At 50.3% G+C, this 24,673-nt stretch carries 16 protein-coding genes; 7 read left to right on the top strand and 9 right to left on the bottom strand.

All coding sequences use genetic code 11. The annotated features are described in order from the left end of the window. From ABWO75_RS01555 to ABWO75_RS01535, 5 genes are all read right to left on the bottom strand, one after another. On the bottom strand, positions 1-4,445 hold a 4,445-nt coding region (locus ABWO75_RS01555; protein ID WP_353181864.1), incomplete at its 3' end, for an alpha-2-macroglobulin family protein. Between the two features lie 215 nt (positions 4,446-4,660). Continuing rightward, positions 4,661-5,161 carry a cupin domain-containing protein gene (locus ABWO75_RS01550; protein WP_353181862.1) on the bottom strand — a complete coding sequence of 167 codons (501 nt, stop codon included), beginning with the start codon at positions 5,159-5,161 and terminating at the stop codon, positions 4,661-4,663. Positions 5,162-5,207: 46 nt separating this feature from the next. Continuing rightward, positions 5,208-5,378: a FeoB-associated Cys-rich membrane protein gene (locus ABWO75_RS01545; RefSeq protein WP_353181860.1), complete on the bottom strand. Its 171-nt coding sequence runs from the start codon at positions 5,376-5,378 to the stop codon at positions 5,208-5,210. Position 5,379: 1 nt separating this feature from the next. Next, positions 5,380-7,464 carry a ferrous iron transport protein B gene (gene feoB, locus ABWO75_RS01540; RefSeq protein WP_353181858.1) on the bottom strand — a complete coding sequence of 695 codons (2,085 nt, stop codon included), beginning with the start codon at positions 7,462-7,464 and terminating at the stop codon, positions 5,380-5,382. Between the two features lie 5 nt (positions 7,465-7,469). Continuing rightward, entirely contained in the window at positions 7,470-7,709 is a 240-nt protein-coding gene (locus ABWO75_RS01535; RefSeq protein ID WP_353181856.1) for a FeoA family protein, read from the bottom strand. Positions 7,710-8,285: 576 nt separating this feature from the next. Here ABWO75_RS01535 and ABWO75_RS01530 point away from each other — a divergent pair. Next, the gene (locus ABWO75_RS01530) at positions 8,286-10,520 is read left to right on the top strand and encodes a helix-turn-helix domain-containing protein (RefSeq protein WP_353181854.1); all 2,235 of its coding nucleotides are present in this window, start codon (positions 8,286-8,288) and stop codon (positions 10,518-10,520) included. An 83-nt stretch (positions 10,521-10,603) separates the two neighbouring features. After that, positions 10,604-13,492 (top strand): DEAD/DEAH box helicase, encoded by a 2,889-nt coding sequence (locus tag ABWO75_RS01525; RefSeq protein WP_353181852.1) that lies wholly within the window; start codon positions 10,604-10,606, stop codon positions 13,490-13,492. A gap of 24 nt (positions 13,493-13,516) precedes the next feature. Here ABWO75_RS01525 and gltX read toward each other — a convergent pair whose 3' ends face one another. Next, positions 13,517-15,037, bottom strand: coding sequence for a glutamate--tRNA ligase (gltX, locus tag ABWO75_RS01520; RefSeq protein WP_353181850.1), 1,521 nt, complete (start codon positions 15,035-15,037; stop codon positions 13,517-13,519). Between the two features lie 167 nt (positions 15,038-15,204). Between gltX and ABWO75_RS01515 the strand changes: the two genes are divergently transcribed. From ABWO75_RS01515 to ABWO75_RS01500, 4 genes are all read left to right on the top strand, one after another. Next, positions 15,205-16,428 carry a sensor histidine kinase gene (locus tag ABWO75_RS01515; protein ID WP_353181848.1) on the top strand — a complete coding sequence of 408 codons (1,224 nt, stop codon included), beginning with the start codon at positions 15,205-15,207 and terminating at the stop codon, positions 16,426-16,428. Next, entirely contained in the window at positions 16,409-16,924 is a 516-nt protein-coding gene (locus ABWO75_RS01510; protein WP_353181846.1) for a DinB family protein, read from the top strand. Before ABWO75_RS01515 ends, ABWO75_RS01510 begins: the two co-directional genes overlap by 20 nt. A 331-nt stretch (positions 16,925-17,255) precedes the next feature. Beyond that, complete coding sequence (locus ABWO75_RS01505; RefSeq protein WP_353181844.1) at positions 17,256-18,545, top strand: sugar MFS transporter; 1,290 nt, start codon at positions 17,256-17,258, stop codon at positions 18,543-18,545. 50 nt (positions 18,546-18,595) lie between these two features. Further along, complete coding sequence (locus ABWO75_RS01500) at positions 18,596-20,350, top strand: DUF4091 domain-containing protein (RefSeq protein WP_353181842.1); 1,755 nt, start codon at positions 18,596-18,598, stop codon at positions 20,348-20,350. A gap of 294 nt (positions 20,351-20,644) precedes the next feature. Here ABWO75_RS01500 and cdaA read toward each other — a convergent pair whose 3' ends face one another. Further along, positions 20,645-21,436, bottom strand: a complete 792-nt coding sequence (gene cdaA, locus ABWO75_RS01495) for a diadenylate cyclase CdaA (RefSeq protein ID WP_257657238.1) — start codon at positions 21,434-21,436, stop codon at positions 20,645-20,647. Between the two features lie 185 nt (positions 21,437-21,621). On the opposite strand from cdaA, the gene ABWO75_RS01490 reads away from it, so the two are divergent. Next, the gene (locus ABWO75_RS01490) at positions 21,622-22,344 is read left to right on the top strand and encodes a pyridoxine 5'-phosphate synthase (protein WP_353181839.1); all 723 of its coding nucleotides are present in this window, start codon (positions 21,622-21,624) and stop codon (positions 22,342-22,344) included. Between the two features lie 14 nt (positions 22,345-22,358). Here the strand turns inward: ABWO75_RS01490 and lepB are convergent, their stop codons facing one another. Both lepB and dapB read right to left on the bottom strand, forming a co-directional pair. Continuing rightward, the gene (gene lepB / locus ABWO75_RS01485) at positions 22,359-23,780 is read right to left on the bottom strand and encodes a signal peptidase I (protein WP_353181837.1); all 1,422 of its coding nucleotides are present in this window, start codon (positions 23,778-23,780) and stop codon (positions 22,359-22,361) included. 55 nt (positions 23,781-23,835) lie between these two features. Beyond that, entirely contained in the window at positions 23,836-24,585 is a 750-nt protein-coding gene (gene dapB / locus ABWO75_RS01480) for a 4-hydroxy-tetrahydrodipicolinate reductase (RefSeq protein WP_353181835.1), read from the bottom strand. Positions 24,586-24,673: the final 88 nt, after the last annotated feature.

Genomic DNA, 24,673 nt, shown 5'->3' with positions numbered 1-24,673 from the left:
GCATTGGCATAGAACCGGCTGAACACCTGTTCGGCACACTCATACGGATACTCCATTAAGTAGGGAAGTGCCTGCACCGCATACCATGCCGGATTACCGGTGAATTCCACTGTAAGCGCATGATGCGTTAAGGTGTTGCTTCCGCCCTCCAGTAACTTGGGCAGGGTAAAGGTCCGGTTTTCATTGCCGCGGACCGGTAACGGCAGGGTTTCCGTTACAAGCATGCGGTTGGTGATTACAGGTAGGGTGTTTTCTTCACCATCCGTGAAATTACCTGCCCGGGCGGTAATGCGTACAACTACCGGCGTATAATAGTCGTTGGGAACATCCAGCATCCAATCCACCGCCGTGCTTTGACTGGCGGCAATGGTGAAGTCCTGCTGCATAACCCCCTGACCAAAGCCCTGCACTGGCTCCAGGGTGGTCGCATCCAGCAGCGTTAGCTGGGCGACACCGTCCAATGCCGCTGTGCTGATGTTGCTGATCCGGGCACTGATCCGGACCCGGTCGCCCTGACGGAGAAAACGGGGCAGGTTGGGCATTACCATCAGGTCTTTCTGGGTTTTTACTGTGCCCTCCAGGTAGCCGGTTTTCCAGTCCGTCGTATGAGCAAGTGCCATTAATTTCCACTCCGTCAGCGCCTCGGGCATCGTGAACCTGATGGATACATTGCCTTCCGCGTCCGTGGTTAATTCCGGAAGAAAAAATGCCGTTTCCTGTAAATTGGTGCGTGCGGGTACGGTGGTCTCCGCAGCTTCCGCCGGAGGTGCGCCGACCTGATTGGCAACACTGTCACCGGTTTCACCGTAGCCGGCAGTGGCGGCATCCGCTGATGCCTGTATGCCGCTGGCTTTTCCCGCAATTCCTTCGGCAAGGCTTTGTTCTTCCATCACCGGGACCGCCTCGGGCGTGGCCATACGGGTAGCACCCCGTAACCGTAAGTTTCTACCATATAAGACCGATGCGTAGCTGAACAGCCGATCGTAGCGTTTGTCATAACTTTGCGGACGGTTGCCATTTAGGTTATTCAGCCACAAGGAACCATAATTCACATCAAACCCCTGTACATTCCAATAGCCGTTGAGGTAACGGTTTGGTGATAGTTTATCCCATGACCAGCTATGCGGTTTCAGGGCGTCCAGCGACGCGTCATATAGGCCTGCTACCACTTCTGCGGCAACAATATCCTTTTTATCGCCGGTGATCGTGAGCCGCCACTCTTCCTGCGCGCCGGGTAATAATTTATCACGGTGGGTTGCCCACTCCAGCTGAAGGTCGCGATTTGACCACGGAACATCGATCTGCTGTTCGGCGGTATATACACGGTTGTTGCGTACATAAATCCAGCGAAAACCCAGTCCACCCCGGTCACGCTCGGTAATCGGACGGCTGATCTGCCTGAATTCGGAAAATGTCATGAATTCCGGGCTTACATCCGTATTGCTTTCCAGTACATAAGTGCTGTCAAAGCCTGTCTTCACGGCGATGGACAGCGTATCGCCCGGCCGTAACGCGTGCTCCTGCAGGTTCACCGAAAATGCAGATTGCGCCTTTGCCGAAGCAACAGGGTCGCTTGCATAAATGTATTTCTTTTCGGTAACTGTGCCGCCTCGGGTATCCGTCGCTTTTAACTCAATCACATGCCATCCTTCTTTTTTCCATAGGGAAGCAGGTAATTCCAGGACGGTCTGCTTGGCAGTATTCAGCGTTGCCTGATAGATGGATGGCTCTGATGGCCAATACGTATAATCGGCCTCATTTTCATATTCGTCGTCCGGAAATGCGTTGCGGAACTCCGATTCGGACAATAAGTGCTGATCGGGCTTTTCCCACCGGCGTTCCCGATACAGTTTGCCCGGGAAACGTAGTGGAACAATTGAAATAGATACTTCGGTTGGTACAGGTACCTGATTGAGGTTCTGTGTCTGCACGGTCAGCTGATGTACTTTACGGACATCGAGCTGCTCAGCCACATTAGCTTGAATCTGCAACGACCGGTAACCGGCATTGACATCCTGGTTCCCACTTTGTGTTTCCCCGTTGATATCCGTCACGTCAGCATATACTGAGTAGGTAAATACCGGTAAGGTTTCCGGGTCTATCTGCTTATCCGGAATGGTGGTAAAAGAAATTTCAAACGAGCCGTCCGCCTGGGTAAACACGGTGCCGTTTGTGATTTCCATTTCCGGGGATCGGGGTTGTCCCCAGCGACGGAAAGCCCAAAAATAAGGGAACCGCGCACGTCTGACCACCCGGTATTTTACTTCCGCGCCGCTGATATCATTGCCGGCATATGCCTGCGCACGCCCGCTGAAGACGACCGTATCATTCAGTGCAATGGCCGATTTTACCGTATCAAATGACACTTGGAATCTTGGCCGTTTGTACTCCTCCACGGAAAAGTAGACGGTTCCATTCTCATCGGCGATCCGCATCTGGCCGGTAAGCCCGCTTTCGGGCGCGGTAAATTTGCCTGAAAATGAACCAAACCCGTTGGTCGTCAGCTCAAGTGATGTTACTTTTTGGTCGTTGGCGTCATAGAGGGTCACTTCCCGTTTCACATTCGCTAAAACGGCATTGCTTTTCCGCTGATTATCATGTGCTACCAGGATACCCTTAAAATAGATCGTTTGACCGGGACGATAAATGCCACGGTCTGTGAACAGGAAGGTTTGCCGGTGGAATTTTTCCGGATTCCCAGAGTCGTTCTGTACGTAAAAATAGCCGTCCGTTTGTAACGTGTCGTTATTGTACACCAAAGAAATGCGGTCGATTTGTCGGCTTTTGATTCCGGAGTCGGTGATAAGTGCCTTGCCGTCTTCATCTGTGCGAGACTGGCCAAGTTTGCTGTATTCATATTTCCGGGTCTTCGAATCCCAGTTATTTCCCCAGAAGATTACCTGTGCTCCCCGCAGCGGCATGCCCGATTTCCGATGCAGTGCCACCAGCCAATTACCTTGCCCTGTGTTCTGGAAGATTACACTGGCGTCCGATACCTGGAAAGGGACGGCATGCAGTGCATTTTCATCGGTTCCGAATTCCGGCTTTGCGGAAATAACCAACAGGTAGCTCCCTGCCGGCAATGGCGCTATTTTAAGTTCTATACGATGTTCGTTTAGGTCGGCCGCGCCCGGTAGGTCCGTATCCCACGTGCGAAGCGGCTTACTTTTCAGCAGACGGGCCTGTTCTTCGTCACTTAGTCCCTGTCGGCGCGAATCTTGGGATGCCGGCAGCCGATAGATCCGAAGGAATGCCCGGTTTAAATTGCGATAAGTTACAAGCACTTTGCTGTTTTCGTCCGGCAGTATAACCGATTCACTTTGCAGGCCCACGGATGGGCTGGTCAATTCATAGCGGAGTTGTGCAGCGTTCACCGCACCCTCTGCTGTCGGAAAACGTTCAATAAGCAGGTCGAGCTGCTTTTTTAACGCCGGTAGGTCCAGTGTATCCGCCGAGCTGTTTGAACGGCTATTGTACAGGAATTCAAGCTTCCGGTACGTGACCTGCGCACCCGCCGGTACAGCGGAATAGCGTTGTTCCAGCAGCCGGAGCGCCTGTAGATACAGGCTGTCCTTCTGCGGGTGCACCGCATATTGGTGTACGAAAGCCAGTCGCTGTAAATCGGCATCGATCAGCGCCTCCGGATTTTTATCGTGAAGGTGGAAGGCCAGCAGTTGCTGGTAAGTATGCAATGCCCGGAAATGCAACGCCTCCGGATTCACAGGATTCACCTTAACTTCGGCGAGGCGCGCTGCAGATTCAAACCACAGCGTACCGTCGATCTGAAATTGGTAGGCCGGTTTAATTACATCTTTCTCGTCGTTCTGAAAGAATTCAATCGCACGGAAGGCAAGGAAGTCATATAACGAGGGGCGCAGGTGCCGGGTGTTTTTGCCGTCCACCAATAGTGGAGCATAGCGTTCAACCGGTATTGCCTGGAGCATTTCCCTGTCGATAATGGAGGCGAGATAGAGCTCGCTTGCCCGGGCAATGAACGCCGCTGCATCCCAGGTGGCGATATCGGCGGGAGGCGTGCCAACGAGCGGTGTGCGATCAAGGATCGTCCAGCGGTTACGTTGGTAATATTGCCAATAATACGCGGCATTGATGCTTTGCCAGAGCGCTTTTTCTGCTCCCGTGCTTTCCCCGATAATGGAATCGATGCGTTGAATGTGGCTGATTGCCGCATTCTCCTGAACCGTATTGCCCACACTGATGAGAAACAGCTCTGCCTTGATGGTATTGGGACTGTCTTTTTTTGCCTGTGCGGTGGCCAGTATACCCTGTGCAACTTTTGCGGCAGATTGCGGAAGTCCCTTATCCATCAGGGAATCAATCTGTTTCCATGCCGGTTCAAATGAGTGATTAGCCGATTCTTGCTGGGCCATTGTTAACGAGGTTATGGCGATGGTCATCACCAGTAGAGCGAAGAGGTTGCGGATCATGCTGTTTCTTTTTATAAGACCTGAATGTGTGCGCAATGCAAACTTACTTAAATTGCCTTTATTCTATAATGACGCATTGTGCTACGAGGATGCTACAGGAATCCATATTCCACACACATTTTTTATTGGGAGGGAAGCCGTCGGAAAATACGACCGGGAAATCGGTGATTGGGAACTAGCACTGTAAAGCGGCAGTGCGATAAGAAGCCGCGGGATTAACGGCCAAAATCGTCCTGTACACGTACAATATCATCTTCATCTGATGGGTTTTGTGCATCCGTGTGCTGCCATATTTCAGCAAGGACACCCCACTCATCCAGTCCGACAAGACGATGGCGTTCGCCTTGGTTAAGGCGGATCACATCGCCCGGTTTCAGCATTTGCAGTTCGTGCTCCTCATCGGTATCGCTGGTTACTACGCCAACGGTACCCCGCACCACCTGCCAAATCTCGGCACGTCGGTGATGGTATTGCCAGGAAAGCCGCTTTCCGGGTGCGACGACCAGAACTTTGGGACTGAGCTTACCAGCTATTTTGAGTTCCTGTACATTCAGCCCATCGAAATAGGTATTTGCAAATTGCTGTGCCTGCGCTTCTTCGATAACAAAAAAACCGCCCCATGGCCGGGTCTGGTCCTGTTGCACAATCCGGAAACCCTGTTCTGTCAGTTTCCCTTCAATTTCGGCAAAAAGCTGCTCCTTTGCTTGGTAAGTCATGGTCTATATTTTGATTTGGGCTAATATAGAAAATCCCGATGCGTTTTCAAAGCCGGCTGGTATTCAACGGTTCTGTTTTTTCGGTGAATGCGCAGCCACAACCCTTTGAGCAGGATTTTCCGCCCTTGAAAGACCGCCTGGTCCGCCGGATCAGGTATGCAAGCGCGACGACAAACAAGGTGCCAATGATCAGGTATTGAATCGTAATTGCATCCATATTATTTTAACATTTGATAGGCAAGCAATGCTGCAAGATACGCAAATCCGGTCATAAATGCCAGCTGTATAAACGTCCATTTCCAGGAGTTTGTTTCTTTCCGGACAATGGCAATCGTGCTCATGCATTGCATGGCGAAAGCATAAAACAAAAGTAAGGATATACCGGAAGCAAAATTGTACGCCGGCCTTCTGGTGTTCTGATTAATTTCAGCGCCCATACGCTCCCGGATGGTCAGTTCATCGTCTGTGCCGCCTAAACTGTATACCGTGGCCATCGTACTCACAAAAACTTCCCGTGCTGCGAAAGACGATATCAGTCCGATGCCCATTTTCCAATCGTAGCCCAGCGGTTCGATGACCGGCTCAATAGCGCGGCCCATGGAACCGAGAAATGAATACTCCAGCCGTTCCGACTGTACGCGGTTCTCGAATGCTTCCTCGTCAATGCCCGGATTTTCCATCCGGACAATCTCTTCCGCATTGGTAAAGCGTTCACTGATTCCGAACGACCCGAGTACCCACAGGATGATACTGATGGCCAGGATGATTTTACCGGCACCCAGTACGAAACCCATGGTTTTGTCCCACACATTGTACAGGACGTTCCGTACCACCGGATATTTATAAGTGGGCATTTCGAGGATCAGGTAGCTTTTATAGCTTGTTTTCATTACCTGTTTCAGTACCCAGGCACTGCCCAGGGCAGCAACTACGCCCAATACGTACATGCCGAACAAAACAAGGCCTTGTAAATCCAGCCCCATGAACTTCGTCTGAGGGATGACAAGACCGATAATGATGATGTAAATCGGCAGCCTGGCTGAACAGGTCATAAAAGGCGTCACCAAGATGGTGATTAACCGCTCTTTATCGTTTTCAATGGTCCGGGCCGACATGACCGCGGGAATCGCACAGGCAGCGCCGGACATCAGCGGCACGGCACTTTTGCCACTGAGACCAAATGGCTTGAGCCACCTGTCCATCAGGTAAACCACCCGACTCATGTAACCCGATTCCTCCATCAGTGAAATAAAAATAAACAGGATGGCGATTTGCGGGATAAAGATAACGATACCCCCTATGCCGGTAATGATACCGTCGGTAATCAGTCCGTTGAACGGGCCTGCCGGGAGCAGTTCGCTGGTGGCCGCTGCTAACCAGGCAAAACCGTTATCAATGGCATCCATGAAGGGACCTGACCAGGTATAGATTGCCTGAAAGATCAGCAGCAGCAGGGCAAAGAAGATGACATATCCCCAAAACGGGTGGATCAGCAGTTTGTCTAAGCGTGCGGTTGCATTTTCCCTTTTCTTAGTGGTATCTTTAACCGTGGTTGCCAGCTGTTGGTCCAGCCACGTGTATCGGGCCAAGGTTTCCTGAATTTGCAGCCGGTGGTAGTTAATGCTTTGGTCTTTGCGCAACGTTGCCAGTTCATCCGCCTGGTCAGCAGGCAGGTACCTGTGATGTTTCTGCGATAGCGTCAGCCAGGCATTGTAGTTATTCCGGGCGCCAGTGATCTGTTTCGTTTGCATTACGCTGGCCGCATATTCTTCCGGAATATCAAAGGCGGCTGCGTATTCGCCGGGTTGATGCTGCAAAGCTGCACGCAACTCATCAATGCCTTTTCCCGAGCGTGCATCCGTTAACAGTACTTTGGTAGCCAACACCTTTTCCAGCTGCTGAACATCAATAACCAGTCCGGCCCGCTCAGCCTCATCAATCATATTGATGACAAAGATTGCCGGCAATCCCATTTCCCGGATCTGCTGATACAATAGCACCGACCGTTTTAAGTTGAACGGGTCGCCGATGACAACTACCTTTTCGGGATAATTGGGGTTCTGTGGATCGGCCAACACACGGTAAACCACCTCTTCATCCAACGATGACGGGTGAATACCATATGCGCCGGGCAAATCAATCAGCTGGTATTTAACCTGCTGGTGCGTGAAGGTTCCGGTTTTCCGCTCCACGGTCACCCCCGGGTAATTGCCTGCTTTTTGTCTTAATCCGGTTAACTGGTTAAATATAGTTGATTTGCCAACGTTGGGGTTTCCAACCAGGGCAATTTTCATTTCTATCATGGTGCTTATGTCGATTCTATTAAGATCAGGTCCGCCTCTGTTGCACGCAGGGCTATCGAATTCGGGTTGTTTTTAACGCGTATGCAAACGGGGCCGTTGAAAGGCAGGCGGTGGGTCAGGGTAAACACTTCCCCCGGTAAAAGGCCCATCTCATATACTTTGATGGGAATATCATTGGATCGGTAACCGGCAATGGTTCCGGTTTCCCCTGGACTTAACGAAGCAATTGATCGATACTGACTCATAACGCGATTAAGAAATAGTGGTCAAAGATATTAAATTTAGAATTAATCTAAATGATTAATCGGTAAAAATAGCGGTATCTTCCGATTTGGATGGGCGGTCGCCTTTCGGTCATGCCGGTTGTTGGGAGCGGCTGTCTTCTTTCCCACCGCACTGTACCAGCGAGCGACTGTTTCCACACCTGCTTCGGGATGAGTCCATAGTGAGTCCAGGGTGAGTCCATAGTGAGTCCAGGTTTTTCTGAAGAAAACCGGACTCACCCCGGACACAGGGCAGCCCTAATCCGGTTTCATAGCGAAGCAGAAGCGAGATTGGTCAGGAAAAAAATAGGGAGGGTATAGGAGACTGTCCGTTGCCGGTAGGGGCAACCGCAGCCAAATACAAATTAAGGAAAAATGCCAAGGTTTCCCAACAGTAATGAGCGCATTGCGTACGCCGCCGTTCCAGCTGACTGACATGCGTCTGCGTAGCGGTGAGTGGAAATGCACCTGCTGCCCTCCGCGATACAGGAAAGAATTATGTATTTTTGTGCCGTTCCACGGTTTTAACATAAACCTTAAACCTACTTTTGATTGCGCATGGTTAAACTGGATGTACAGAATACGGCTTTTATGCAGGCGGTTTCCTTCGTAAACCATACGAACCGCAATATCTTTCTAACGGGTAAAGCAGGTACCGGTAAAACTACCTTCCTGCATTATATTCGGCAGCATAGTTATAAAAAAATGGCAATTGCCGCGCCAACCGGCGTAGCGGCGATGAATGCAGGGGGGATGACTTTACATTCGTTATTCTGGTTGCCGTTCGGCATGTATATCGAAGATTATGAACTGGCATGGAACCAAGAGGACAGCCAGATCTACAACCGACGCCGCCTGTTCAGCAAGATAAAGCTGACCAAACAACGCCGGGCGTTACTCCGGGAGATCGAGCTGCTGGTGATTGATGAGGTTTCCATGCTCCGTGCGGATCTGCTCGATGCCATAGACGCCATATTGCGCTCGGTACGGCGTGACGCGCGCCCTTTTGGCGGTTTACAGCTGTTGTTTATTGGCGATATGTATCAACTGCCGCCCGTGGTCAAGGAACGGGAACGGGAAATCATGCAGCATTATTACCCAAGCCCTTTCTTCTTTGACGCCAGGGTATTGCAGGAACATCCGCCGATTTTATTGGAGCTCAAAACGATCTATCGCCAGCGCGATCAGCAATTTATAGACCTGTTGAATAATATCCGGAACAATCGCTGTACGGCTGAGCAGCTGGCGATGCTGAATGATTACTGCAAACCGGATTTTACCGCTGATGCATCGGCACCGTACATTATGCTCACTACACATAACCACCGCGCCGATGCCATCAACCAGAAAGAACTGGAGGCATTGCCCGGCAAACCGGTGCAGCTGAAGGCCATCGTCAAAGATGAGTTCGGCGAGGGGTCCTTTCCGGTGGACGAAACCTTAACACTTAAAGTGGGAGCACAAGTGATGTTTGTTCGCAACGATAGCGGGGAAAGCCGTAAGTTTTACAATGGGAAAATCGGTTTTATACAACAGATTGATGAAGCCGAGGCGATGGTTACGGTTGGATTTAAAAACGGCGATGAAGCCGTTGGTGTACAGCGCGAGGTCTGGGAAAACATCCGTTACCACTATGACAGCACAACTGACGTGGTACACGAAGAACTATTGGGTACGTTTGCCCAATTTCCGCTGCGGCTGGCGTGGGCAATTACCATCCACAAGAGTCAGGGACTTACCTTTGACCGCGCGGTGATTGATGCCGGGGCATCATTCGCAGCCGGACAGGTATATGTGGCGTTAAGCAGGTTGCGTGGGCTGGAAGGGCTCGTACTGCATGCCCCGATCAATACACATAGCATTCATACGGACCAGCGTGTCGCCACATTTTCGTCCGGTGTGGTGCCCGAAGATGCTGTAGCAGGCATGCTGAAAGCGTCCCAGCAGCAGTATTTAGGGCATATTTTGCTGGATGGATTCAAGTGGGACCGACTGGCGGAGTCTGCTGCTGCCCTGCATGATGGGCTGGCTACACGGAACATCGCCGATCCGGCCCAGGCGCAGGTGTTTATCCACACGATTCATACGGCCTGTGGCGCGCAAAAAACGGTAGCTGATAAGTTCCGTAATCAGTTGCGCACATTGCTGGGTGACGATACCACCCTAAACCACGACGCAATTAGCGAACGCACCACGAAGGCGGTGGATTGGTTCATGCCGCAACTGGATGAACGGCTGATCGCACCGCTCGAAGCCCATATCCGTGCCTGGGCGGTAAAGAAACGGACTAAACGGTACGTTGATGATATAACCGCACTGTTGATTGAAGTGAAACGAAAGCGGGAGCAGCTGATGCAATGCCTGAGCATCACCGGAGCCTTGGCTCAGGGGGACCTGCTGGAAGAGGTCATGAAAAAGACGGCTGATTTTCACTCGATAGCTGCCAACATAGCCGAATTGCCTGACACGGCGGCTAAACCTAAGGCTGCAAAAGGCGAAACCAAACGGATTAGCCTCGCCTTGTTTAAATCAGGTAAAACCGTCCCGGAAATTGCCGCTGAGCGAAGTCTGACAGCAGGAACAGTTACCCAGCACCTCATGCATTATATCGGAAACGAAATAATGGCAACGGATTTAATGGACGGGCCCAAGCTCGCATATATTGTGGAAACCCTGCAAAAAAATCCCGGTACATCCTTGGGGCCTATGAAGGCGTTATTGGGGGATGAGGTGACTTATGCCGAAATCCGGATCGCAATGGCACATCTGCAAAAGCGTAATAATCCGGAATAAGTTCCGGTTTCATTTTTAAGCGGCGGAATCGGTGAAAAATCCGTATCTTTAACGCCTTTATTTCGGAGATACCGTCGGATTACATGCAACAAGTCGATACTGCACAGCCTTATGAATTGGTTTACTCTTTATGCGAACACCCGTATCTGGGCTATCTCATTGAGCCCCATGTGGTGCAGTTAAACCCCAACGGCGGCTATTCGTTAACCCATCGACGTGTATTCAGTAATACGTCAAAAGACTATGCCCGCGTATTGGATGATACCGACTTAAAGCTGATTAAACTGCTGGAAGAGGTAGAACAGACCAATATCATTAAACGCTACCACAAGAAGCCAATCCGGCCAGCCGACTTTTTTACCAAATTTTTCGATAAGAAGTTTTTTGAGTACATCCGGCCCAAAATAGAAGCCCGGTTGCTTCAAACCCTGGAGCTGATCGGCGACAAGCCGTTGTTTCTGATGGGAAAGGACGGATATGCGGCAGAACAGCGGATTGAGATTGCCGGTCAGCCGGCGTCAGTATTGTTCCATTTCCGGCGTAACAGTGAGGAAACCCGCTACTTTCCGACCATTAAATACCAGGGCCAGCGTATCGAATTTATGTATAAGGATGCCCAGGTTATTATTAATCAGCAGGCCTGGATGTTGCTGGATAACATATTGTATTACTTCGACCAGCCGCTGGAAGGCAAAAAATTGTCACCTTTCCTGCAAAAGCGCTATATCTCGGTAACCCGGCCCACCGAGCGTAAATATTTTGAAACGTTCGTCTGCGCATTGATCGAAAAACATCATGTATATGCGGAAGGATTTGAGATCAAAACCCACCAGCATAATGCAACACCGGTTGTGAAGCTGCTCTATGCCGCACACGGCACTTCCCAATTGCAGCTGAATTTCCGTTACGGCCCTTACATGTTTACCGCCGATGGGAAAAACCCGGTGACGGTGCGCATGCACTACGATGACGCGACGGACACGTACACCTTTCACCGGATCAAACGATCGTTGCAATGGGAGGAACACCGCATGCAGGAGCTGCTGGATATGGGACTGGAAAAGTCTGATGCCTTGTTCAGCAGCATGGATATACGGCGTCAGTCCGCAGATGTCACGCCGTCTGTGCTCGACTGGCTGCGCGACAAGAATGATGCGCTCCTTGATATGGGGTATGAAATTGTCCAGGAAGATCCCCATAAGCGTTTCTTCTTCGGCCATACGACTGTGGACGTTACGGTGAGTGAAGATAACGACTGGTTCGACGTGAAGGCCATTGCCCGTTTCGGACCGCACGAAGTTCCGTTTTCACTGCTGCGAAACCATATCCTGAACCACATCCGTGAATGGACATTGCCCAATGGCGAAATTGCACTGATTCCTGAGGAATGGTTTGCGCAGTATCACCACTTATTCCAGTTTTCGGACGACAAAAAACACATCCGGCTACGCAAGTATCACATCGGATTGCTCAGTGATATTTCGGAGCATACGGCATTGGTACTCGACCGTAAACTGAAACAATTGGAAACATTCACCGAAATTACTGACGTTCCTGAACCCGCACAATTCGGGGGTACACTGCGGCCCTACCAGAAAGCGGGTTATAACTGGTTTCACTTTCTGCAGCAATACCGCTTTGGCGGATGCCTGGCCGATGACATGGGACTGGGAAAAACCATCCAGACGCTGGCACTGCTACAGCGGCAGAAAGAAACGGCGCTGCTCCAGCAGGGACCAATGACATCGCTCATTATTATGCCTACTTCCCTGGTGTATAACTGGCAGGATGAAGCCAGGAAATTTGCACCCGGTCTCCGAATACTCGTCCATACCGGAATTGGCAGGACAAGGGAGCCGGATGCTTTTGCGGATTACGATTTGGTGATTACTACCTACGGCATTACCCGCAGCGACGAAGAGCTGCTGGCTTCATTCTACTTTGATTACATCATTCTCGATGAAAGCCAGAGCATCAAAAACCCAACATCCAAATCGTTTAAAGCGGTCAGAAGCCTCAAAAGCAGGCATCGGCTGATTTTGAGTGGCACACCTATCGAGAATTCGGTGGCTGATATCTGGTCGCAGATGGCTTTCCTGAATCCGGGATTGCTGGGTAGCTACGCCTATTTCCAGAAGGAATTTGTACAACCCATTGAAAAAAAGAAAGATGAAGAGAAGGCCCGCCGGCTGCAAGCGCTGATTAAGCCTTTCGTGCTCCGCCGCACGAAAAATCAGGTTGCCACCGAACTTCCACCGAAATCGGAACAGGTCTTTTACTGCGCCATGGACGATGAACAGGCTGCGGCGTATGAACGGGTCAAATCGGAATATCGGAACGCAATACTGGAAGGCCTGGATGAAGAAAAGAACAAAGCTCCACAGATCGTATTGTTACAGGGGCTTACCAAGCTGCGTCAGCTGGCCAACCATCCCCGGATGGTCGACAGTGCCTATAAGGGTGGATCCGGGAAATTCGAAAGCGTTATCCACACCCTGGACAACGTGTTGCAACGGGGCAATAAGGTGTTGGTGTTTTCCCAGTTTGTAAAGCAGCTGGTTATTTTTAAGCAATATTTTGATAAACAGGGCGTCGGTTACGCTTACCTGGACGGGGCTACCAAAAATAGGGACGAAGTGGTTCAGCAGTTCCGGGAAGATGAAGATACGCGGTTATTCCTGATTTCCATCAAGGCCGGGGGTGTAGGACTCAACCTGGTTGAAGCCGATTATGTGTTTATCCTCGATCCGTGGTGGAATCCGGCCGTAGAACAGCAGGCGATTGACCGTACCCACCGTATCGGGCAAACGCGTAATGTCTTTATTTATAAATTCATTACCAAAGACAGTGTAGAAGAGAAAATTCTGGCATTGCAGCACCGCAAAAAAACCATCGCGGATACGCTGATCACCACCGAGGAGAGCTTTATCAAATCCCTTTCCGTCGAAGATATCAGGGAGCTGCTCGACTAATTCTCTCCCGGGTAGGCGGACTAGCTACGCTATAATGGCGGCCAAGCCTTTTGTTATGCGTGCGAGCGTTTCTTTTTTGCCGAGCAATGCCGCAATATCGAAAACATCGGGGCCGAATTTGCCACCTACCAGCATCACCCGCAGGGGTAGCATCAATTCGCCCATTTTCATTCCAGCTGCCTGAATTGCCATTTTATAGCAGCTTTCCAGTTCGGCGCGGTGCCAGGGCTCAAAAGCGTTGAGTGTCGTTAGGATATCCCTGAAAAATGCGGTTTTTTCATCGTTCCACCGGGGTTGTATGGCGGCCAGGTCATAGGCATCAGGCTGCCTGAAAAAGTAAGCTGTCTGCTCCCAGAAATCGGCCGTGAAGGTGAGTCGCTCCTTTACCAGGGTAAGTATGGTATCCACATACGTTTCGTCGGCATCAACACCTTGGTCCGCTAATTCCGTCATGATCTGTGGCATCAACACCTGGTTTGGCAACAGCTTAATCCATTCGTGGTTAAACCACTTCGCCTTTTCAAAATCAAATTTGGCACCCGCCTTACTGATCCGGTCGATCGAGAATCGGGCTACCAATTCGTCCATCGAAAAAAGCTCCTGTTCGGTGCCGTCGTTCCAGCCCAGCAATGCCAGCATATTGACAAATGCTTCGGGAAGAAAACCCATTTCGCGGAACCCTTTGGTCAGGTCGCCGGTCTTGGGGTCCTGCCAGTTCATCGCATATACCGGAAAGCCCAGCCGGTCGCCGTCCCGTTTGCTAAGCTTGCCGTTCCCGTCGGGTTTCAGGATCAGCGGGAAATGCGCCCATTGGGGCATCTGGCTGCGCCAGCCCAGGTATTCCCACAGCAAGAGGTGAATGGGAGCCGAGGGCAACCATTCTTCGCCGCGGAAAACATGGCTGATCGCCATTTGATGATCGTCAACTACTACAGCTAAGTGATAGGTGGGCATGCCGTCTGCCTTAAGCAGCACTTTGTCATCCATTAGCGAAGAATCAAAGGTGACGCGGCCGCGGATCATGTCTTCAAAACTGATGGTTTCGTCAAGAGGTACTTTAATCCGGATTACATGGGCCTGCCCCCCGTCCAAAAGTGCTTGGGTTTCGGCTTCCGGAAGGCTGAGCGAGTTGCGCAACTCAAGCCGATTTTCGTGGCTATACCGGAAGTTGGGATGCTGTTTGCGCTGTGCTTCCAGTTCCTCGGAAGTGTCAAATGCATAGTAAGCATAACCGTTGGCTACCAGCTGCTCGGCATATTGCCGGTACATGGCCTTCCGCTCACTCTGCCGGTAAGGGCCATAAGCACCGCCATGGACTGGACTCTCGTCCGGTGTCAGGCCGCACCATTGCAGGCAATCCTGGATATACGCTTCTGCACCAGGCACATACCGCGTCTGGTCCGTATCTTCTATCCTCAGAATAAAATCGCCCCCATGCTGTTTGGCAAATAAGTAATTAAACAACGCGGTGCGTACACCACCCAAATGCAAACCCCCGGTGGGGCTTGGGGCGAAGCGCACCCTTACTTTCCGGTTTTCATCCATGGTGCAAACTTAGCTAAATTTGTCAAAACTTATCGGCCTATCCGACGTCTTTGACCGGCCTTTTTGGTAGCGGAAACATAAAAATACGGAACGCGAAATCACCATTTACAGGGAATTATGTATTTTGGCGAAAATTAACAAATACAGGGGGGTGGTAGCCATTGTCGATGAATCCGTATCAATATAACCAACAACGCTGGAAATTTGTGTTGCTCATCTTTGCGGCATTTATCGCGGCAGCGTCGCTCCTGTATACCAATTACCTCGTCAGAAACCTGTCTAAATCCGAGCGTACGAAGGCGGAGGTCTGGGCCATGAGCACGCGGAGTATCATCACCATGCCCGATCCGGATGATGAGCTTATTACCTTTATCTACGCCGTGCGGGATAGCCTCGCGTTGCCCGCAATTATCGCCGATGGGCAGGATAGTATTATTTACTGGCGCGACCTGGATTCGACGAGGACCAATATTCTGGAAGGTACCAATGCGGACACCGATCTGCAATACGACCCCATATATTTCAAGCGTCAGCTGGCCATTATGAAAAAGAGCCACGCGCCTATTGTGATTGACTTACCCAATGGCGGGCAATGGTTTGTCTATTATAAAGATTCCCTGCTGCTGAATCAGCTGCGTTTTTTCCCTTATGTACAGCTTACCCTTATCGCGATCTTTCTGGGCATCGCCTATACGGTGTTTAACTCGATAAGGAAGTCCGAGCAGAACCTGGTCTGGGTTGGACTTGCCAAGGAAGCAGCCCATCAGCTGGGTACCCCTATTTCGTCACTGATGGCCTGGCTGGAACTGGTACGGGCGAAGTTTGATGCCGAAAAAGATCCATTACTCTACGAAATGGAAAACGACGTCAAGCGGCTGGAGGTGGTCGCCGACCGGTTTTCCAAAATCGGGTCTACCCCGGTATTGCAACCCCATGCCGTTTATAAAGTGGTGGTTGATTTTGTCAATTATTTTAAAGTACGTACCAGTGATAAGATCGTGTTCAATGTTTCGGGAGATACCAAAGTGCAGGCACTGCTTAATGTGCCTTTATTTGACTGGGTACTTGAAAACTTGCTTAAAAACGCAGCAAATGCAATCGAATCGGCCGGCAGGATTGATATTGTGATCTCCGAAAATATTGCAAAAGAGCAAATTTTTATAGACATTAGCGACACCGGAAAAGGCATACCACGCGCTAAATTTGATGCCGTTTTCCAACCGGGTTTTACCACCAGGAAACGGGGATGGGGCTTAGGATTAAGTCTGACGAAACGAATGATTGACTACCACAAGGGACAGATTTTTGTGAAAGAATCAGAAATAGAAAAAGGAACGACATTCCGAATTATTTTACCAAGTAACCAAACGTATGAACCCGCTCAAATCTGACGAATACCCGGCAATTTTCGCCCCTTATATTGAAACGGTCGTTGGCGATGTAATGGATCTGCTGAATGAACAGCTGGAAACATTTCCCGAGTTTCTGGAACGTATCCCCGCCGGAAAATCAGCATATGCGTATGCCGAAGGCAAATGGACCATTAAGGAAGTTGTCGGGCATATCATCGATACCGAACGCATTATGGCTTACCGTGCATTGTGTTTCGCCCGTAACGACACGAAAGAACTGCCTGGCTTTGAGGAGGAAGTTTTTGTTGCCAACGCACGCTTCAATGAACGGTCGCTGGCCAGCTTTTCCGAGGAATTCAGCTTGGTCCGCCGATCAAACCTGCTCCTTTTTGAGAGTTTTAACGACCAGGAACTGGCCCGTAAGGGACTGGCGTCTGAACGTCTGGTCAGTGTTCGCGCATTCCTTTATATCATTGCCGGACACCTCAATCATCACCGTAACATCATTCGCGAGCGATACCTCAACGAGCAGTAGCAGGCGCAAATCAACTAAAACATTTTACGCGCATACTTGTATTTAACATACCATAAAATCATATCCATGGTTTTATGATACGGTTTAGGTGTAGGAAACGCGCTGATATTATTTCGGTGCGTTTCCTATTTTTTTGATCATTGCATAACGGCCCTTATAAACCGGATTGGTCCGTTTTTTTCCGATATCGGGTGTAAAGCAATCGGTTGCCTGTTTTTTTTGTTTCTTATTGTTAATTTTATTTTATAGTCTTGTAGTGCTGTCTGGTCCACCTATTTCGAACGGCATATGGTTTTTAGGCAGTGCAGTAAAACCAATAACTGAAATCTAGATGAATACACAACCTTCTACAGCCAGTTCCACTAAGGGACCAATGATCATTATCGGAATCCTGTTCTTTATTTTCGGTTTTGTTACCTGGCTCAACGGCCCACTTATTACCTTCGTTAAGCTGGCCTTTAACCTGGATACTTACGCCAAGGCATTTATGGTTACCACCGCGTTTTATATGGCGTACTTTTTCCTTGCGTTGCCGTCTTCCTGGATACTGGAGCGGACGGGCATGAAAAAGGGGATGGCGCTGGGGCTATTTGTAATGGCTGTCGGTACTTTTATCTTCGGAACTTATGCCACACAACGGAATTACAACGTATCGCTTGCCGGGTTATTTGTCATTGGCTCCGGATTATCGTTGCTGCAAACGGCCTCTAACCCGTATATCAGTATCCTGGGACCCATTGAGACGGCCGCACGCCGGATCAGCATCATGGGCATCTGCAATAAGCTGGCGGGTATCCTGAGTCCAATCGTCATCAGTGCATTGGTTTTCAGCGGTGTAGGGGACTTGGAACGGCTCGTAGCAGAAGCACCGTCGCACGATGCGCGGGAAGCGTTACTTAACGAATTTGCGTCCAAGATTTACATGCCTTATATGGTTATGGCCGGCATACTTGTGCTGCTCTCGATATGGGTTACCAAGTCGGGGTTACCGGATATCAACGCATCCGAGGCAAACGCGGAACCCGTCGGCGATAGCGACCTAAGCAAAGAAAAGACAAGTGTGTTCCAGTTCCCACACCTGCTGCTGGGCGCGCTCTGTATTTTTCTATATGTCGGGGTAGAGGTTATGGCCGGTGACGGGATAGGCGCCTACGCGCAGGGGTTTCATATCCCCGCTGCACAGACCACGATATATACCTCATTTACCCTGGGAGCGATGTTGGTAGGCTACATCATCGGATTATTTACTATTCCTAAAATTATCACACAGGGACAGGCACTTAAAATATCGGCTATATTAGGGATCATTTTTACACTCGGTACTTATTTCACTACCGGTTATGTGTCGGTCGCTTTCGTTGCTCTTCTGGGCCTGGCTAATGCACTGATGTGGCCGGCTATTTGGCCGCTTGCTATCTCCGGATTGGGCAGATTCACGGAAAAGGGAGCTGCTTTTATGGTGATGGGAATTGCTGGCGGAGCCGTCATCCCACAGCTGTTTGCCTCACTTAAAGATCAATTCGACTTTCAGTTGATCTTTCTGATCCTGATGGGGTTATGTTACTTGTATATTTTATATTACTCGGGTCCGGGGCACAGGGCCGGTAAGTCACGCAACTAAGCAGAATATGCGGACCCGCGACCGCAACAGCGGTATGACAAAGGAGGTGTATGCGTAGTCTATGCTTTTTTATCATCGCCCTATGCTCGGTATGGGCCTGCGGCCGGCAGCAAAGCGGCCAGCGGGGGGTGGCCTATACTGAACCGGTGGACCCATATCCGGTAGCCGATTCGGTTTGGCTGGATGTCCCGTACGGACTGCATGGGATGTTCGTGTCTCCGGACGTTCATTTTCCCCGATCCGCCCCCCCATTGGAAAACCAGGTCTTTGGAAACTGGCAGGCGAAAGCGTGGCGGGGCGAACGGATACATACGCAGGCGCTGATCTGGTCGGCAGCGCAGCTTGCGGATGTCCGCCTCCGGGTTACCGATTTATCAGGCGATGGCGACAGCCGGATCAACGCCGAGCAGATACAGGCGAATTTTGTACGGTATGTCATTACCGATGACCTGGATACCCTTAAAAGTGGCTGTGGCATACCGTCGGGACTGGATACATTCCTGGTGGCCGATGTGATTGACCACGTAACAAATTTGACTGTTGATGCGAAAACGGCCCGTCCGGTTTGGCTGCAGGTGGACGTGCCTGCCGACGCAGCGCCCGGCCGGTACGAAGGAACGCTGCACATTACGGCAGAAGGACAGGAAGCAATTGCCTTGCCTTACACCATCGAGGTGCTGCCACATGTACTCCCTCCGGCGGCCGAATGGGACTTTCACCTGGATCTTTGGCAAAACCCATTTTCTGTTGCCAGGTATTATGATTTGGAGCCCTGGTCAGCACAGCATTTGGAGGCAATGCGACCGTATATGCAGCTGCTTGCGGACGCAGGTCAAAAGGCCATCACCGTAAGTATGATACACGACCCCTGGAATGGTCAGACCTATGATGTGTACCAAAGTATGATCAAATGGGTTAGGAAAAAGGACGGTACCTGGGCATATGATTACACGAATTTCGACAAATGGGTAACCTACATGATGGATTTCGGAATCAATAAATTCATTAATTGCTATAGTATGATCCCGTGGAATCAGCGGTTCTATTATTATGACGAAGCGTTGGGTAAAGATACGCTGTTGGTTGCTTCGCCCGAATCAGCCGATTACCGTAATCATTGGCAGCCGATGCTTACGGATTTTGCCCGTCACCTCAAAGCCCGGGGATGGTGGGAACTGACAACCATTGCAATGGATGAACGGCCGATGGAAGACATGCTGGAGGCCATAGCGGTGATTAAGGAGGCCGACCCGGATTTCCGTGTTTCGCTTGCCGGCGCATTTCATCCCGAACTAGCCGATTTGTTGCTGGATTATTGCATCGCGTCCGGAGAGCAGATGGACGAAGCCACGATACGTCATCGCCGTGAGCAGGGATATACCACCACGTTCTATACCTGCTGTGCGGAACCCCGACCGAATACCTTTACGCAGTCTCCTTACGCGGAAGCTACCTGGCTACCCTGGCATGCACTCCATAAAGGATATGACGGATACCTGCGGTGGGCATATAATTGCTGGAACGAAAACCCGTTGGAAGACAGCCGGTACGGTACGTGGGCTGCTGGGGACGCCTGGCTGGTTTACCCCGGAGCCCGAAGCTCCATCCGTTTTGAGCGCCTGCGCGAAGGAATTCAGGATGTCGAGAAAGTCCGCCTGATCCGTAGCAAGTTGCAGCAGGAAAAAAACGGGAAGGCCCTTTCCTCATTGGAAGATGCAATTGCTTTCTTTGAATTGAGTACACTGGATACCGTGCCTGCAGCCGAAGCGGTTAACCGCGCCAAGGCCATATTAAACAGTTTTTAATTCAGTTCGCTTGATTGCCCCGGTTAGGATCAGGTAAGGTTTATTGTATTTATTGCAATCGGTAGTTGTGCCTGTTTTTCCTGCACCGATATCGGTGCAGGAAAACAGGGCTTTGTGAAACAATGTGTCAAATAACGAAATCAACCGTTACGCTCAGGTACGCATCCAATTGACTTACGTATTAGTAACGGGAAAAGCCAGGTTGTTTGTATGGCTGAATTGTAAAAATTAGGTCACGTGATATGCAGAGGTTATAGGCTGGCCCGACAGGGATAACGATGCCGTCCGGAGCCGCTATATGGAAGCATTGAGCAGTTCTTCCAGTTCTTCATGTCCAATATTCATATTCACATTGCCGTCTTTGGCGAAGGAAATCTCACCGGTTTCCTCTGATACAATAACGGCTACGGCATCGCTCACCTCAGTTACCCCGATAGCTGCCCGATGCCGCAGTCCAAAATGCAGCGGAAGATCTTCGCTGTCTGATAGCGGTAATACGCAACTGGCCGTCTTGATCCGGAAATCAACAATAACCACAGCGCCGTCATGTAGCGGACTGTGTTTCTGGAAGATACTTTCCAATAGCCGTTTGGAGAGCTCTGCGTCGAGGTACTCCCCGCTGCTCTGGTAATATTCCTCGTCAAAATATTTTGAAAAAACCAACAGGGCACCGGTGTATGATTTTGACATGCTGCGGCAGGCATCAATGATGGGTTTCAGACGGGCCCGGTTATCGTGCTCGGCCGCTTTTTTACTCACAAAAATGGACCACAGCAGGTTCTTCCGTCTTACGGATATGTTCTTGCCAATATGGATCAGGAATCGTCGGATTTCCTGCTGGAAAACGACAATCAGCGCAATCGATCCAACACTGATAAACCCGCCGAAAATTTCGGTCAGCAGGTGCATGTTGGATTGCTTGACGATGATGTAAATGACGTAAATAAGCCCCAACCCGATCAGGATGTTAACCGCGATGGTACCCCGGATGAGGCTATATATGTAATACAGGATGATAGCCACCAGAAAGATGTCGATCACGTCGAGCAAGCGGATATTGAAAAAGCTGATGTCAAAACCTCCCATAAGTGATGCAATTTAATAATTTTTTACCCGAAATATAACAGGTTTCGAAAACGGGGATGGTTTTCTACATTTCCGCTAATAAGGCGGTTCTCCACCCGTCGCGGAGCGACCCGTGTTACCGCGATCGCCGTTTCAGAAACTTGTTTATAAGGGCAATTTTCGCGTAGTTTGTAAAAAATATTCCCATGGCAAAACTTTCCGTGAATATCAATAAGATCGCAACACTGCGAAATTCAAGGGGTGGCAATAACCCGGATGTACTTCAGGCAGCACTCGCGTGCGAGCGTTTTGGTGCGCAGGGGATCACGGTCCATCCCCGGCCCGACGAGCGGCACATCCGCTACCAGGACGTGTTTGATTTAAGGGCAAATATCCGGACGGAGCTGAACATTGAAGGAAATTGCAGGGAAGAAAAATTTGTCCGTTTGGTGTTGGACACCCAGCCGGCGCAGGTGACGTTGGTGCCCGATAATCCGGGACAGATCACCTCGAATCACGGATGGGATACCATTACGCATAAAAGCTATCTTCAGGATATGTGCGCACTGTTTAAAGGGGCGGGAATCCGGGTGTCTATTTTCGTTGATCCGGATCCGGTCATGGTAGAAGCAGCCGGTCAGACCGGGACCGACCGGGTGGAACTGTATACCGAGGCTTATGCAAAAGGATATGCGGATAACCGGGAAGCCGCCATTACGCCGTACCGTACCGCTGCAGCCGTGGCGCGCCAGCTGGGGATCGGTTTAAACGCCGGACACGACCTGGATTTGCATAACTTGCACTATTTTGTCAAAGAAATTCCGGGTTTGTTGGAGGTCAGTATTGGCCATGCCCTAATCTCGGATGCACTGTACCTCGGACTGGAGGAAACCGTTGGCCGTTACCTTGCGGCAGCCAACGGCGTGTGACCCCATGAGATTACCTATTTGATTCCCATAAACAGGCGGTTCCAACGGATTTTACTTAAAAACGTGCCATCTTTATCCCAGCTAAGCCATACAAACAGTGCTTTCCCCACGATATGGTCTTCGGGAACAAATCCCCAGGTGCGTGCGTCTTCCGAATTATGCCGGTTGTCGCCCATCATCCAATAATAATCCATTTTGAACGTATAGCTGTCGGTTTTTGCGCCATTGAGGTAATAGCCATCCGCTCGTTTTTCCAGTGTGTTTCCCTCATATACCGTAATCGCACGCTCATAAAAGGGTAGGGTCAGTGTATCCAATGTAATCGTCCAGCCCTTTTTCGGGACAACGACCGGACCAAAATTGTCAATATTCCAGGAATATAGCGCATTGTTTGGAAATACACCTGGTTCCGCGGTGTCGCGGTGCCTGATATTGGGGATGATCTTGGTTACGTTTGCCCAGCTTTTTACCTCATTATAGGCTTCTTCAGTAAGGAAAAGCAGGTAAGGTTCCCGCGCATAGGTGTAGTATTCGATGCGCATGTCGTGCAGTCGCTGGGGATTCAGCCCGGTTCCATCGGTATAAACGTAATAGTCCATCTGGCCATGGGGCGGTTCAAACCCCGGTTCGCCATTTACAAAAAGTTTGGCCTCGCGCAGCGAAATGGTATCCCCGGGGATTCCCACAGCACGTTTAATGTAGTTCTCGCGTTTATCGACCGGACGGTTAAACGGCGCATCGGCCTCCATCGGATAGTTAAATACCACCACATCATTACGTTCAATTTCCTCGAAACCGGGCAGTCGGGTATAGCCCAGCTGCAGGCCATCCCAGTAAGCCTTGCCGCCGGTCAGCGGCATGGTATGGTGTGCAAAAGGGAAGGCAATCGGCGTCATCGGTACCCGCGGGCCATAATTCAGTTTGCTGACGAACAGAAAGTCGCCGACCAGGAGGCTTTTTTCCATAGAGCCTGTCGGAATCATGTACGCTTCGATCAGAAACCCACGGATCAGCGTCGCTGCCACTACGGCAAACACGATGGCATCTGCCCATTCGCGGGCCAATGATTTTTTATAAGGGTACTTTTCTTTAAATGCCGGTGTGGCCGACATCCCCAGATAAGTCGTCTTCGCATCATTGCCCCACAGCGGAAATACCACGAACGGCAGGAGAATGGTTGCCGCATGTTCCCAGAATCGCTGCTTGCCGAAATCTTTTGCCAGATCAATATACAGGCCGAAGAAAACAAAAATATTAACAATTGGGATAAGCAATAACGCAATCCACCATCCCGGACGTCCGGATATTTTGGCAATAAGGTATTCCCGGTATATCGGAATAAGTGACTCCCAGCCTTTAAAACCTGCTTTTACAAAGAGCTTCCAAAGACCGTAGTGGGTGAGGACAAGGATGATTGCAAAAACGATATATCCCATGTAGTTGGTTTTGAATAGATACGTCTATATTGTTTGATAAAAACGTGGGCGATGCCTATATGTGCCCGTCAAAGTTAAACATTTCCGTCACTTGGTAAAATCCGGTTTTCCCCTGAAGCCATTCGGCAGCAATCACCGCACCCAGTGCAAAACCGGCCCGGCTGTGTGCGGTATGTTTAAATTCAATCTGGTCTACCTCCGAGCTGTATAACACAGTGTGGGTGCCCGGCACCTCCTCAATGCGGTGGCTCTCAATCAGGAGCTGCTGTGCGGTGGGGATGCGTTCCGTGCCTTCACCGATCAGGTTATTTATCCACTCGGACTTGCCGTCACGCTGCCCGATGATCCCCTCCGCCAGGGTGATCGCTGTGCCGCTGGGAGAATCCAGCTTATGGATATGGTGTATCTCTTCCACCTGTACGTCGTACTGTTTGTAAGGGTTCATGGCCTTAGCCAACAGTTTGTTGATATGGAAAAAGACATTAACCCCTATACTGAAATTAGATCCATAGAGCAGGGCGTTGTTACTGCGCTCACACTTATTTTTTATTTCCTCCAGCCGGTCATACCAACCGGTGGTGCCAACGACCAGGGGAACTTTTGCCTCAAAGCAAAGGTCGATGTTGCCGATTACCGCCTCCGGCTGACTGAAATCAATGGCTACGTCAGTCCCTTCAAGGGTCGACGCAAGGGTTTCGGACCGGTTATGCTCGTCCACAATGCGATGGATCCGGTGGCCCCGCTGCAAGGCAAACTTTTCGATAATCCGGCCCATTTTTCCGTATCCGAATAAGGTAATATTCATGGTATGAAATTAGGTAATCGCTTAACGTTTATGTGTATTCCGTAATTCGCAAACTTAACACAAAAGTGCAGGAAATTTTTTCTGAAAA

Origin of the sequence: Parapedobacter lycopersici (genome assembly GCF_040395035.1) — a bacterium.
In the GTDB taxonomy this organism is placed as follows: domain Bacteria; phylum Bacteroidota; class Bacteroidia; order Sphingobacteriales; family Sphingobacteriaceae; genus Parapedobacter; species Parapedobacter lycopersici_A.
This window is presented reverse-complemented; position numbering and strand designations above follow the sequence as displayed.

Excerpts from the sequence above, each read along its gene's own strand:
- ABWO75_RS01535 (WP_353181856.1), bottom strand. The coding sequence starts at position 7,709 with ATGAGTCAGTATCGATCAATTGCTTCGTTAAGTCCAGGGGAAACCGGA.
- ABWO75_RS01545 (WP_353181860.1), bottom strand. The coding sequence starts at position 5,378 with ATGGATGCAATTACGATTCAATACCTGATCATTGGCACCTTGTTTGTC.
- ABWO75_RS01510 (WP_353181846.1), top strand. The coding sequence starts at position 16,409 with ATGAACCCGCTCAAATCTGACGAATACCCGGCAATTTTCGCCCCTTAT.
- gltX (WP_353181850.1), bottom strand. The coding sequence starts at position 15,037 with ATGGATGAAAACCGGAAAGTAAGGGTGCGCTTCGCCCCAAGCCCCACC.
- ABWO75_RS01525 (WP_353181852.1), top strand. The coding sequence starts at position 10,604 with ATGCAACAAGTCGATACTGCACAGCCTTATGAATTGGTTTACTCTTTA.
- ABWO75_RS01550 (WP_353181862.1), bottom strand. The coding sequence starts at position 5,161 with ATGACTTACCAAGCAAAGGAGCAGCTTTTTGCCGAAATTGAAGGGAAA.
- dapB (WP_353181835.1), bottom strand. The coding sequence starts at position 24,585 with ATGAATATTACCTTATTCGGATACGGAAAAATGGGCCGGATTATCGAA.
- lepB (WP_353181837.1), bottom strand. The coding sequence starts at position 23,780 with ATGGGATATATCGTTTTTGCAATCATCCTTGTCCTCACCCACTACGGT.
- ABWO75_RS01505 (WP_353181844.1), top strand. The coding sequence starts at position 17,256 with ATGAATACACAACCTTCTACAGCCAGTTCCACTAAGGGACCAATGATC.
- ABWO75_RS01490 (WP_353181839.1), top strand. The coding sequence starts at position 21,622 with ATGGCAAAACTTTCCGTGAATATCAATAAGATCGCAACACTGCGAAAT.
- ABWO75_RS01530 (WP_353181854.1), top strand. The coding sequence starts at position 8,286 with ATGGTTAAACTGGATGTACAGAATACGGCTTTTATGCAGGCGGTTTCC.
- cdaA (WP_257657238.1), bottom strand. The coding sequence starts at position 21,436 with ATGGGAGGTTTTGACATCAGCTTTTTCAATATCCGCTTGCTCGACGTG.
- ABWO75_RS01515 (WP_353181848.1), top strand. The coding sequence starts at position 15,205 with ATGAATCCGTATCAATATAACCAACAACGCTGGAAATTTGTGTTGCTC.
- feoB (WP_353181858.1), bottom strand. The coding sequence starts at position 7,464 with ATGATAGAAATGAAAATTGCCCTGGTTGGAAACCCCAACGTTGGCAAA.
- ABWO75_RS01500 (WP_353181842.1), top strand. The coding sequence starts at position 18,596 with ATGCGTAGTCTATGCTTTTTTATCATCGCCCTATGCTCGGTATGGGCC.